This is a genomic window from Pantoea sp. SIMBA_079 (assembly GCF_046940275.1).
Taxonomy (GTDB): Bacteria; Pseudomonadota; Gammaproteobacteria; order Enterobacterales; family Enterobacteriaceae; genus Pantoea; species Pantoea borealis.
Genome location: NZ_JAWRYR010000023.1, coordinates 14,599 through 25,300 on the forward strand (window position 1 = coordinate 14,599; position 10,702 = coordinate 25,300).

The 10,702-nt window shown below is 53.5% G+C and carries 15 protein-coding genes; 9 read left to right on the forward strand and 6 right to left on the reverse strand.

Annotated features, from left to right (window positions below):
* The first annotated feature begins 14 nt into the window (after window positions 1-14).
* From rplQ to SB719_RS18540, 3 genes are all read left to right on the forward strand, one after another.
* Window positions 15-401 (forward strand): 50S ribosomal protein L17, encoded by a 387-nt coding sequence (gene rplQ / locus SB719_RS18530; protein ID WP_003850180.1) that lies wholly within the window; start codon window positions 15-17, stop codon window positions 399-401.
* Between the two features lie 101 nt (window positions 402-502).
* On the forward strand, window positions 503-877 hold the full coding sequence (locus tag SB719_RS18535) for a DUF1992 domain-containing protein (protein ID WP_412159547.1): 375 nt from the start codon (window positions 503-505) through the stop codon (window positions 875-877).
* A gap of 180 nt (window positions 878-1,057) precedes the next feature.
* Window positions 1,058-1,276: an alternative ribosome-rescue factor A gene (locus SB719_RS18540; RefSeq protein ID WP_304236330.1), complete on the forward strand. Its 219-nt coding sequence runs from the start codon at window positions 1,058-1,060 to the stop codon at window positions 1,274-1,276.
* A gap of 16 nt (window positions 1,277-1,292) precedes the next feature.
* Here the strand turns inward: SB719_RS18540 and mscL are convergent, their stop codons facing one another.
* The 5 genes from mscL to def all read right to left on the reverse strand — a co-directional run bounded on the left by mscL (window position 1,293) and on the right by def (window position 6,038).
* Window positions 1,293-1,703, reverse strand: a complete 411-nt coding sequence (gene mscL / locus SB719_RS18545; protein WP_065648469.1) for a large-conductance mechanosensitive channel protein MscL — start codon at window positions 1,701-1,703, stop codon at window positions 1,293-1,295.
* A gap of 112 nt (window positions 1,704-1,815) precedes the next feature.
* The gene (gene trkA, locus SB719_RS18550) at window positions 1,816-3,192 is read right to left on the reverse strand and encodes a Trk system potassium transporter TrkA (protein WP_065648470.1); all 1,377 of its coding nucleotides are present in this window, start codon (window positions 3,190-3,192) and stop codon (window positions 1,816-1,818) included.
* Window positions 3,193-3,226: 34 nt separating this feature from the next.
* The gene (rsmB, locus tag SB719_RS18555) at window positions 3,227-4,513 is read right to left on the reverse strand and encodes a 16S rRNA (cytosine(967)-C(5))-methyltransferase RsmB (RefSeq protein WP_065648471.1); all 1,287 of its coding nucleotides are present in this window, start codon (window positions 4,511-4,513) and stop codon (window positions 3,227-3,229) included.
* Between the two features lie 46 nt (window positions 4,514-4,559).
* Complete coding sequence (gene fmt / locus SB719_RS18560) at window positions 4,560-5,504, reverse strand: methionyl-tRNA formyltransferase (RefSeq protein ID WP_304236335.1); 945 nt, start codon at window positions 5,502-5,504, stop codon at window positions 4,560-4,562.
* A gap of 21 nt (window positions 5,505-5,525) precedes the next feature.
* Window positions 5,526-6,038 (reverse strand): peptide deformylase, encoded by a 513-nt coding sequence (def, locus tag SB719_RS18565; RefSeq protein WP_065648473.1) that lies wholly within the window; start codon window positions 6,036-6,038, stop codon window positions 5,526-5,528.
* 113 nt (window positions 6,039-6,151) lie between these two features.
* Here def and dprA point away from each other — a divergent pair, with 113 nt between their 5' ends.
* Genes dprA through SB719_RS18595 form a run of 6 tightly spaced genes read left to right on the forward strand, consistent with a single transcriptional unit; the run spans window position 6,152 to window position 9,939 of the window.
* Window positions 6,152-7,276: a DNA-protecting protein DprA gene (dprA, locus tag SB719_RS18570; protein ID WP_412159548.1), complete on the forward strand. Its 1,125-nt coding sequence runs from the start codon at window positions 6,152-6,154 to the stop codon at window positions 7,274-7,276.
* On the forward strand, window positions 7,248-7,721 hold the full coding sequence (gene smg / locus SB719_RS18575) for a DUF494 family protein Smg (protein ID WP_039380755.1): 474 nt from the start codon (window positions 7,248-7,250) through the stop codon (window positions 7,719-7,721). Before dprA ends, smg begins: the two co-directional genes overlap by 29 nt.
* 24 nt (window positions 7,722-7,745) lie before the next feature.
* Complete coding sequence (locus SB719_RS18580; RefSeq protein ID WP_412159549.1) at window positions 7,746-8,294, forward strand: topoisomerase DNA-binding C4 zinc finger domain-containing protein; 549 nt, start codon at window positions 7,746-7,748, stop codon at window positions 8,292-8,294.
* A gap of 2 nt (window positions 8,295-8,296) precedes the next feature.
* Complete coding sequence (tsaC, locus tag SB719_RS18585) at window positions 8,297-8,872, forward strand: L-threonylcarbamoyladenylate synthase type 1 TsaC (RefSeq protein WP_065648476.1); 576 nt, start codon at window positions 8,297-8,299, stop codon at window positions 8,870-8,872.
* A 3-nt stretch (window positions 8,873-8,875) separates the two neighbouring features.
* Window positions 8,876-9,694: a shikimate dehydrogenase gene (gene aroE, locus SB719_RS18590; protein ID WP_304236347.1), complete on the forward strand. Its 819-nt coding sequence runs from the start codon at window positions 8,876-8,878 to the stop codon at window positions 9,692-9,694.
* Complete coding sequence (locus SB719_RS18595; RefSeq protein ID WP_314689061.1) at window positions 9,691-9,939, forward strand: DUF1488 domain-containing protein; 249 nt, start codon at window positions 9,691-9,693, stop codon at window positions 9,937-9,939. The genes aroE and SB719_RS18595 overlap by 4 nt, the downstream gene beginning before the upstream one ends.
* On the opposite strand, the gene SB719_RS18600 is transcribed toward SB719_RS18595, so the two are convergent.
* Complete coding sequence (locus SB719_RS18600) at window positions 9,915-10,469, reverse strand: gamma carbonic anhydrase family protein (RefSeq protein ID WP_304236351.1); 555 nt, start codon at window positions 10,467-10,469, stop codon at window positions 9,915-9,917. The two genes, SB719_RS18595 and SB719_RS18600, sit on opposite strands and share 25 nt — an antisense overlap.
* Window positions 10,470-10,702 lie beyond the last annotated feature (233 nt).

A 10,702-nucleotide genomic window follows, 5' to 3' on the forward strand; every position in this document is an offset into this window, starting at 1 on the left:
AGAAGGATAAGGTCATGCGCCATCGTAAGAGTGGTCGTCAACTGAACCGCAACAGCAGCCATCGTCAGGCTATGTTCCGCAACATGGCTGGTTCTCTGGTTCGTCATGAGATCATCAAAACGACTCTGCCGAAAGCCAAAGAACTGCGTCGCGTAGTTGAGCCGCTGATTACTCTTGCCAAGACCGACAGCGTAGCTAATCGTCGTCTGGCATTCGCCCGTACTCGTGATAACGAGATCGTGGCAAAACTGTTTAACGAGCTGGGCCCGCGTTTCGCGAGCCGTGCCGGTGGTTACACTCGTATTCTGAAGTGTGGCTTCCGTGCTGGTGACAACGCTCCGATGGCTTACATCGAGCTGGTTGATCGTCCAGAAGCTCAAGCAGAAGCTGCTGCAGAGTAATCTGCAGTATCGTAAAAAACCCGCTTCGGCGGGTTTTTTATTGCCTGTAATTTGTCTGCTATGGATTCTGAACTACAGTCAGACAGTGAGAGGAGGGCACTATGAGGTTAATCGATCAACTGGCTGAACAGCACATCCGCGAGGCTCAGGCTAAAGGCGAATTCAGCAATCTTCCCGGCGAAGGCGCACCGTTACAACTCGATGATGACAGCGGGGTACCTTCAGAGCTGCGCACCGCTTACCGTCTGTTGAAAAATGCCGGCTATCTGCCGCCGGAGCTTGAAGCTCGCAAAGAAGCGCTTGAGCTGCATAAGCTGTTGCAGACGCTTGAGGCAGAGGAACCTGCTCATGCTGATATTTCCCGGCGTCTCGCTCTGCTGGAAAGTAAATTTCAGCAGGCTGGCCTGAGTACCGACTTTTTATACAGCCATTATCGTGCTGATATCGCTTATCGTTTTAAACGTGAAGATCAATAAATGGTGCGCTGGTCAGCTGTCTGGCTCACGGATGTGCCGTTGAACATAATTTTGCTGTGTCAGGAACAGCAAGCTGCCTGTCTCTGAAACGCCGGAGCGCGCAACGATACGCATGCAGTAATGATTGAAAGGCCGGGCAATAAGAGTAAAGTTATCCCCGATATTTATCAGGAGAAAAAGATGAGTCACTATCAGCACCGGAAAGGCACTATAAATGATAATGCGCTGGAAGCGTTACTGCATGATCCGCTTTATCGTCAGCGGATAGAGCGCAATCACAAAGGTAAAGGCAGCTATCGTCGTAAAGAGAAGCATGCAAAGAGAGAACAGCGGGAGGCCAGCGATAAGCAACACTGTTTATCACTGGCCTTCTGCTATGACATAAAAAAAGCCGCCTGAGCAGGCGGCTTTTTTATCAGATCTTTGTATTCTGCTGTTTCAGTAAATCGCGGATTTCCGTCAGCAGCACTTCTTCGCTTGAAGGCTTCGGTGCCGGCTTCTCTACTTCTTTTTTGGTATAGAGTTTGTTCATCACTTTAATCGCCATGAAAATCGCGAATGCAATAATGACAAAATCAAATACGGTCTGGATAAAATTACCATACTCCATCACAACAGCAGGAATATCACCCTCGGCCGGTTTTAAAACCCATCTGAACTGTTTAAAGTCCACGCCGCCAATCAGCAGGCCCAGCGGAGGCATGATGATATTGGCCACTAATGATGAAACGATTTTACCAAACGCAGCACCGATCACGACACCGACTGCCAAATCTACAACATTGCCACGCATGGCGAAATCGCGAAACTCTTTGAATAAACTCATGGTTATCTCCCTTGCCTAAGCCAATCGCTAAAGTCTAACAAACCTTTGCGCATTTTCCATTATTGCAGCGGATTAACGCGAGACTGCGAAAGGGGATGCAGTCCGGCGATTATCAGAGGAAAAACGGGCTGGGCTGGAACAGCCGCTCTACATCCGGAACAAATTTTTTGTCTGTCAGAAACATGATCACATGATCACCCTGTTCGATTCTGACGTTTGCATTAGCAATAATCACTTCATCACCGCGAACAATTGCGCCAATCAGCGTACCGGGCGGTAATTTGATGTTCTCAATCTGGCGGCCTACCACGCGTGACGTGCTCTCATCGCCATGTGCAATAGCTTCAATGGCTTCTGCAATGCCGCGGCGCAGTGACGAAACGCCCACAATATCCGCTTTGCGTACATGGCTCAGCAGGGCAGAAATGGTGGCCTGCTGGGGTGAGATGGCGATATCTATGACGCTGCCCTGTACCAGATCAACATAGGCACGACGCTGAATCAGCACCATGACTTTTTTAGCCCCCATCTTTTTAGCCAGCATGGCTGACATAATGTTGGCCTCATCGTCATTGGTCACGGCAATAAAAAGATCCACCTGATCCACATGCTCTTCAGCCAGCAGCTCCTGATCGGAGGCGTCCCCATAGAAGACAATGGTATCCTGCAGGTTTTCCGCCAGCTCAGCGGCGCGCTGCTGATTACGTTCAATGAGTTTAACGCTGTAATGTTTCTCCAGCCGCTGCGCCAGGCCAAAACCAATATTACCCCCGCCTACCAGCATGATGCGTTTATAGGGCTTTTCCAGCCGCTGCATCTCACTCATCACCGCGCGGATATGCTGGCTGGCAGCAATGAAGAACACTTCATCACCCGCTTCAACAATGGTTGATCCCTGCGGACGGATAGGGCGATCCTGACGAAAAATAGCCGCAACCCGCGTATCGATATGCGGCATATGCTCGCGCATGATAGAGAGCGGATTGCCTACCAGCGGGCCGCCATAATAGGCTTTAACCACGGCAAGGCTTACTTTTCCTTCCGCAAAATTGACCACCTGAAGTGCGCCAGGGTACTGGATAAGACGATAGATATTGTCGATAACCAGCTGTTCAGGGGAGATTAAGTGATCAATGGGCACCGCTTCCGGCGTAAATAACTTATCGCCATCGCGCAGATAGTCTGCCGCGCGAATACGCGCAATACGGTTTGGCGTATTAAATAGCGAGTACGCGATCTGACAGGCGATCATATTGGTTTCGTCTGAGCTGGTTACGGCAACCAGCATATCGGCATCCTCTGCGCCCGCTTCACGCAGGATACGCGGATGAGAGCCATGGCCGTGGACAACCCGCAGGTCAAATTTATCCTGTAACACGCGTAAACGTGAAGGATCGCTGTCTACCACGGTGATATCGTTATTTTCACCTACCAGATTTTCTGCCAGCGTCCCGCCCACCTGACCGGCGCCGAGGATAATAATTTTCATCGCTCTGTTGCTCTCATTACTTACGTGCGCCGCACTATTTTTTTATCAGCTTAGCGTAGAAAAAGCCGTCGCCGCCGTCAGCGTGCGGAAAGACCTGCCAGCCATATTCATCGCCCTGCGGCAAGGGCACCGCGATGGCATCATCATGGGCGGCGAGAAACGTACGGATTTGCTCATGGTTCTCTTCCGGCAGTACTGAACAGGTCGCATAAAGTAATGTTCCGCCTGATTTCAGTCGTGGCCAGATGGCATTGAGGATGTCACGCTGCAGTGCCGCCAGTTCCGCAATGTCCCGATCGCGGCGCAGCCATTTAATATCCGGATGGCGCCGGATCACGCCGGTTGCAGAGCAGGGGGCATCGAGCAGGATACGGTCAAATGTCTGGTCACTACACCAGGCGGCAGGCGTACGGCCATCACCCTGACGCACTTCTGCAGTCATGTTAAGGCGTCCCAGGTTCTCCCGCACGCGGCTCAGCCGCTGCTCATCAATATCCACCGCCATTACACTGGCCTGCGGTGCCACTTCCAGAATATGTGTGGTTTTGCCACCCGGCGCTGCGCAGAGATCGAGAATATATTCGCCGGCCTGAGGTTCAAGCAGCAGCGCACAGCGCTGAGCAGAGAGATCCTGAACCGTAACCCATCCCTGATCAAAACCCGGCAGCTGGCTTACGGGGGCTGGCGATTCCAGGCGCAGAGCATCCGGCGCATCACCGCAGATACCATTTTTATCCGCCTGGTTCAGCAATGCCAGCCAGGCATCACGCGAATGATGCTGGCGATTGACGCGCAGCCACATTGGCGGGCGCTGATTGTTGGCTTCGGTGATAGCCTGCCACTGCTGCGGCCAGGCGTGCTGAAGACGCTTCAGTAACCAGCCAGGATGGAGATAGCGCTGCGGCGCCTGATCCACCTCTGCCAGCAGGCTTTCCTGCTGACGCTGAAACTGGCGTAATACACCATTCAGCAGCCCTTTCAGGTTAGCCCGCTTAAGGACTTCTGCGCCGGCCACGGTTTCTGCCAGCGCGGCATGCGGCGGGATCCGCGTATACAGCAGCTGATAAAGGCCGACCATAATCAGATAGTGCAGCACGCGCTGTTTACCGGTTAACGGACGCTCCATCAGCTTGCCGATCAGCGCTTCCAGCTGGGGTAACGTGCGCGTCACGCCAAAGCACAACTCCTGCAGCAGGGCACCATCTTTATCCGCCACGGTTTTTTGCGCGGCAGGAAGGATAGCGCTGAGCGATTCACCCTTATCCACCACACGTTCGATCAGTTGCGCCGCCAGGCTGCGCAGATTAGTCGCTTTTTTCATAGTTTTTCATCAGGCAATTGGGCCCGGCGTAGGCCGGGCAACAGGATCAGGCCAGAACGGTTCCGGGAGTGAACCATTCACGGCGTGAATTGAGCAGGTCCTGGGCTGACATAGGTTTTTTGCCAGCGGGCTGAAGGGATAACAGGTTCAGTACGCCATCGGCGGTGGCAACCTGAATGCCCTGTTTATCGGCATGCAGAATTTCGCCAGGCTGTTTGTTCTGATGCGGTAATACTGTTGCCTGCCAGGCTTTTACCGGTTGCTCATCGATCAGAAAATAACTTACCGGCCAGGGATTAAAGGCGCGGATGCAGCGTTCCAGCTGCGCCGCCGGCAGCGTCCAGTCCAGTCTGGCTTCCTCTTTACTGAGCTTTTCAGCGTAGGTTGCCAGAGCGTTGTCCTGTACCTCCGGCTGTGCACGATTGGCTGCCAGCATGTTCAGCGTTTGCAGCAGGCCCTGCGGCCCCAGTTCAGCCAGACGATCATAGAGCGAAGCGCTGGTATCCTCGGGACCAATCGGGCAGTTGAGTTTAAGCAGCATATCGCCTGTATCGAGGCCAGCATCCATCTGCATAATGGTCACGCCGGTTTCGTGGTCGCCAGCCCAAAGCGCACGCTGGATGGGCGCCGCGCCGCGCCAGCGTGGCAGCAGGGAGCCGTGAACGTTTACGCAACCCAGACGCGGCATGGAAAGCACCGCCTGCGGCAGAATCAGTCCATATGCCACGACAACCATAATATCCGCCTGCAGATCGGCTACCAGCTGCTGATTCTCTTCCGGCCTGAGTGATTTTGGCTGAAAAACCGGGATACCGTGCGTCTGTGCTAACACTTTTACCGGACCGGGAGTAAGTTTGTTGCCGCGTCCGGCAGGACGATCGGGCTGGGTAAAGACGCCAGTTACCTGATGCTCAGATGCAAGCAGCGCGTCGAGGTGACGCGCTGCAAAGTCAGGTGTACCGGCAAAAATAATTTTTAACGGTGCAGACACAATTTAGCCTTCTGTTCGCTCTCAGGATGCGCGGGCATTCTGGCGAGCCAGTTTTTCCAGTTTCTGTTTAATGCGCTGGCGTTTCAGCGGTGACAGATAATCGATAAACAGCTTGCCGTCCAGATGGTCAATCTCATGCTGAATACAGATTGCCAGCAGGCCATCTGTTTCCAGTTCAAAGCTGTTACCGTCACGATCCAGCGCGCGCACTTTGACCCGCTCAGCGCGCGGGACAAATGCACGCTGTTCCGGGATAGAAAGGCAGCCTTCCTCAATACCGGTCTCGCCGTGTTTTTCCAGCAGTTCCGGATTAATAAGCACCAGACGCTCGTCACGATTTTCAGAGACATCAATAACAATAATACGCTGATGGATATCAACCTGCGTAGCCGCCAGGCCAATACCTTCTTCGGCATACATCGTTTCAAACATATCATCGACAATACGCTGCACGTCGGCGTCAACTGCTGCAACCGGGGCAGCAATTTTGCGAAGGCGATCGTCAGGAAAATGTAATACCTGCAAAACTGACATAAATATCCAGATCTATATGCGTTAAAGAAAAGATTACTGGTTCATATTGTAGACTTTTCAGGACCCGATTGACAGCATTGCACGGCACAGACACGGCGGTCAGGGAAGCCAAAATGGAAAAGCGGGAAAGAGTGCTCAGAGCAGCAAACATACGTGGTTTAAGTGGCCATAAAGCGCACCGTTTTATGACGGCGTTAAAGGCTGCAGACAGCGTGGATGACGAGTGGCTGCACGTGCAGGGAATGAGCGAGCAACAGCGACAGCACTATCTGACGCTGTGCCCGCGCCAGCTCAATAACGCACTGGAGTGGCTGGCTCAGCCGCAGCATAACCTGATTGACTGCACGGATGTTTGTTACCCGGAACGGCTCAAAGAGATCGCGCGCTACCCGGCCGTGCTGTTTGTCGCTGGCGATGCATCAGTGCTTACCCAGCCTCAGCTTGCCGTGGTTGGCAGCCGCAACTGCTCACTTTACGGAAAAGAGTGGGGGGAGTGGTTTACGCAACAGCTGGCCGTAAGCGGCCTGACCATCACCAGTGGACTGGCGCGCGGTATTGATGGTATTGCGCATCGCGCTGCGCTGGCTGCCGGAGGAAAAACGCTGGCTGTACTGGGCAGCGGATTACAGCGCCTTTATCCCAGGCAGCATCAGGCGCTGGCCTGTGACATTATCAGCCACGGCGGTGCGCTGGTCTCTGAACTGCCGCTGACATGTGCGCCGCATGCTGCGAACTTCCCGCGTCGTAACCGTATTATCAGTGGGTTAAGCCATGGCGTGCTGGTGGTAGAGGCGTCGCTGAAGAGCGGTTCACTGGTCACAGCACGCTACGCGCTCGAGCAAAACCGCAATGTTTATGCGCTGCCCGGCGCGCTGGGAAATGCCGGCAGCGAAGGCGTGCACTGGCTGATACAGCAGGGCGCACTGCTGGTTGCTCATCCTAATAATATCCTGGAAGATCTTCACTCTGCGCTGCAGTGGCTGCCCGTAAACCAATCGGACACAACATATTCACAACTCAGTGACGATGTGCCATTGCCATTTCTCAGCGCGTTGGCTAACGTAGGTGATGAGGTTACACCTGTTGACGTCGTCGCTGAACGTGCCGGCCAACCTGTGCCAGTAATCGCTGCGCAATTGCTCGAACTGGAGTTAGCAGGATGGATCGCAGCTGTACCCGGCGGCTATGTCCGATTGAGGAGGGCATGCCATGTTCGACGTACTTATGTACTTGTTTGAAACCTATATTCATAACGAAGCTGAGATGCGCGTTGATCAGGATAAACTCACTGATGATTTAACCGACGCCGGTTTTCACCGTGAAGACATCTACAATGCGCTGAACTGGCTTGAACGGCTGGCGGATTACCAGGAGGGTCTGGTCGCACCGGTATTACTGGCAAATGATCCTCTCTCTATGCGTATCTACACAGAAGAAGAGAGCCAGCGTTTAGATGCAGAGTGTCGCGGTTTCGTGTTGTTCCTTGAACAAATTCAGGTACTGAACATGGAAACGCGGGAAATGGTTATCGAACGGGTCATGGCGCTTGATACGCTGGAGTTTGATCTGCAGGACCTGAAATGGGTGGTGCTGATGGTGCTGTTTAATATTCCGGGATGCGAAAATGCCTATCAGCAAATGGAAGAACTGTTATTCGACGTCAATGAAGGTATGCTGCATTAATCTGTAACGAATGCCCCAGGTAATATGAATAAATCAGCGCTGTTTAGCGTGCACAAACAGGAACCCTGCCCCCTCTGCGGGGCAGAATTAGTCATACGTTCTGGTAAAATGGGCCCGTTTCTGGGCTGTACAAACTATCCCGCCTGCGACTATATCCGCCCGATGAAAAATCAGGCAGATGGACATATCGTTAAAGTGCTGGAGGGGCATGCCTGCCCGCAGTGTGGGGCAGACAAAGTATTGCGGCAGGGACGGTTTGGTATGTTTATCGGCTGTAGCAGTTATCCGGCGTGTCACTATACGGAAGCGGTTGATAAACCTGACGTGACGGCTATTGCCTGTCCGCAGTGTGCCAGCGGTAAGCTGGTGCAGCGGCGCTCGCGCTATGGCAAAACGTTTCACGCCTGCGATCGCTACCCTGAGTGTCAGTTTGCGATTAACGCCACGCCGGTTGAGGGCATTTGTCCACACTGCCAGTTCTCGCTATTAATAGAAAAGAAAACTGCACAGGGCGTCAGGCGTTTCTGCGCCAGTAAACGCTGCGGCAAGCCCGTTGTGCCTGATGAAGAGTAATCATGAACCAGTCTCAATCTATTCCAGGAAGCGCTGACTTTTGCATTGAACAGCTGAACCAGCAGCGCGTGATCGCCTATCCCACCGAAGCCGTATTTGGCCTTGGCTGCGATCCTGACAGCGAACGGGCGGTAATGGCGCTGCTGGAGCTGAAACAACGTCCGGTTGAGAAAGGATTGATCCTGATTGCCGCTGACTACAGCCAGCTGACGCCCTATATTGATGATGAGCAGCTGACAGCAGAGCAGCGCGAACGTATGTTTGCCTCCTGGCCCGGCCCGGTAACCTGGGTAGTGCCGGCGCTGCCCGTCACACCACGCTGGCTGACGGGGCGTTTTAATTCACTGGCAATTCGCGTCAGTAATCATTCTGATGTTCAGGCATTATGCCGTGGTTTTGGCAAACCGCTGGTCTCTACCAGCGCAAACCTGACCGGTATGCCGCCTTGTCGCACTGCTGCTGAAGTCACTGAGCAGTTTGGCGTTGCATTTCCGGTGCTGCAGGCAGCCACCGGGGGACGTCTTAATCCTTCAGAGATCCGCGATGTACTCAGCGGTGACCTGATTCGTCAGGGCTGATAAATGGAAAACTTCGCTGTTTTTGGTCATCCGATTGCGCACAGTAAATCGCCCTTTATTCATCACGAATTTGCCCGGCAAACCGGTATAGCTCATCGCTATGGCCAAATCTGTGCGCCGCTGGATACTTTTCCGCAGACGTTAAACGCCTTTTTCGCTGCTGCGGGGAAGGGCGCTAACATTACGCTGCCGTTTAAACAGCAGGCATGGTCACTGGCTAATGCGCTGAGCGATCGCGCCAGATTATCCGGCGCAGTGAACACGCTGCATAAAAGAAGCGATGGCTCGCTTTTTGGAGATAACACAGACGGGATCGGCCTGCTCAGTGATCTGCAAAGGCTGGAGATGATCCAGCCGGGCGATCGGATCCTGCTGGTCGGTGCAGGTGGTGCTGCGCGTGGTGTGATCCAGCCACTGCTTGCCGCCGGCTGCTCGCTGGTGGTGGTAAACCGCACTGCCAGCCGTGCTGAAGAGCTGGCACAACAGTTTGGCCACTGTGGTGAGATTAAGGCTGTAAATTTTGCCCAGCTTAATACAGGCACTTTTGATCTGATTATCAATGCCACATCCAGCGGTGTTGCAGGCGACATCCCGCCATTACCTGCAACACTGATTGATAGCCGGGTACGCTGCTATGACATGTTTTATCAGTCAGGCCTGACTCCTTTCCTTCTCTGGTGCAAGCAGCAGGGTGCCGGTGCACTGGCGGATGGCACGGGCATGCTGGTGGGTCAGGCTGCGCATGCTTTTCAGCTCTGGCACGGCGTCATGCCAGAGATTGCGCCGGTAATCGACAAACTGAAACAGACGATGCAGCCATGAATCAGGCGATTCACTTTCCTGAACGTGAATCCTGGGATCAGCAGCAGCAGGTGGTGATCTTTCCTGCCCTGGTAAATGGCATGGGAGTCACCTGTGCTATTTCTCAGCCCGCGCTCCAGGCACGTTTTGGTGAGGGAGAGGCGATGGCGCTGTTCAGCGCGCATCGCTGGGATATAGAAGAGGAAGCTGAAAAGCTTATTCTGACGGATGCTATCAGCGATCAGGGCTGGGTCTGGCTCTCCTGATTCAGATAATCATCCTTCCATTTAACGTAATTGCCGGATGAGTAGAGCAGGCCGGCAATTTCAGCTTCAGTTAGCGGCCGAACCTGTTTTACCGGGCTGCCTAAATAGAGATAGCCGCTAACGAGACGCTTGCCGGGCGGTACCAGGCTGCCGGCTCCGATCATGACATCCTCTTCAATGATGGCCCCGTCCAGTACGATCGAACCCATGCCGACCAGCACCCGATTGCTAATGGTACAGCCATGCAGCATCGCCTTATGCCCGACCGTCACATCGTCGCCAATGAGTAAAGGATGCCCCTTGGGATTGGAGGCTGACTTATGCGTAACGTGCAGAACGCTGCCATCCTGTATATTGCTTCTTTTACCAATAATGACGTGATTAACATCACCGCGGATCGCGACCAGCGGCCAGATACTGACATCATCTTCTAACCGGACATCACCCACAACAACGCTGCTGCTATCTACCATGACGCGTTCGCCGGTTTGCGGAAAACAGTGTTTATAAGGGCGCAGGGCTACAGACATGATCTTTCTCCTTTATCAATTATTCCCAGCGTGCAGCTAAATGCGGTGCTGAACAAGACGAAATTTAACCGGATCGCTCGCGATCGCAGCGAAAAGCACAGAAACTCACCACTCAGTAAAAAAGATCGAAAAAAGGGGTTGTGCAAAAAATTCGGATCCCTATAATGCGCCACCACTGAGACGGCAAAGCGGCAACGCAGACGGGCTCAGCAGGGCGTGAAGTGATTCACCCC

Excerpts from the sequence above, each read along its gene's own strand:
- mscL (WP_065648469.1), bottom strand. The coding sequence starts at position 1,703 with ATGAGTTTATTCAAAGAGTTTCGCGATTTCGCCATGCGTGGCAATGTT.
- aroE (WP_304236347.1), top strand. The coding sequence starts at position 8,876 with ATGGAAAACTTCGCTGTTTTTGGTCATCCGATTGCGCACAGTAAATCG.
- trkA (WP_065648470.1), bottom strand. The coding sequence starts at position 3,192 with ATGAAAATTATTATCCTCGGCGCCGGTCAGGTGGGCGGGACGCTGGCA.
- rsmB (WP_065648471.1), bottom strand. The coding sequence starts at position 4,513 with ATGAAAAAAGCGACTAATCTGCGCAGCCTGGCGGCGCAACTGATCGAA.
- def (WP_065648473.1), bottom strand. The coding sequence starts at position 6,038 with ATGTCAGTTTTGCAGGTATTACATTTTCCTGACGATCGCCTTCGCAAA.
- smg (WP_039380755.1), top strand. The coding sequence starts at position 7,248 with ATGTTCGACGTACTTATGTACTTGTTTGAAACCTATATTCATAACGAA.
- SB719_RS18595 (WP_314689061.1), top strand. The coding sequence starts at position 9,691 with ATGAATCAGGCGATTCACTTTCCTGAACGTGAATCCTGGGATCAGCAG.
- tsaC (WP_065648476.1), top strand. The coding sequence starts at position 8,297 with ATGAACCAGTCTCAATCTATTCCAGGAAGCGCTGACTTTTGCATTGAA.
- rplQ (WP_003850180.1), top strand. The coding sequence starts at position 15 with ATGCGCCATCGTAAGAGTGGTCGTCAACTGAACCGCAACAGCAGCCAT.
- SB719_RS18535 (WP_412159547.1), top strand. The coding sequence starts at position 503 with ATGAGGTTAATCGATCAACTGGCTGAACAGCACATCCGCGAGGCTCAG.
- SB719_RS18580 (WP_412159549.1), top strand. The coding sequence starts at position 7,746 with ATGAATAAATCAGCGCTGTTTAGCGTGCACAAACAGGAACCCTGCCCC.
- dprA (WP_412159548.1), top strand. The coding sequence starts at position 6,152 with ATGGAAAAGCGGGAAAGAGTGCTCAGAGCAGCAAACATACGTGGTTTA.
- SB719_RS18540 (WP_304236330.1), top strand. The coding sequence starts at position 1,058 with ATGAGTCACTATCAGCACCGGAAAGGCACTATAAATGATAATGCGCTG.
- SB719_RS18600 (WP_304236351.1), bottom strand. The coding sequence starts at position 10,469 with ATGTCTGTAGCCCTGCGCCCTTATAAACACTGTTTTCCGCAAACCGGC.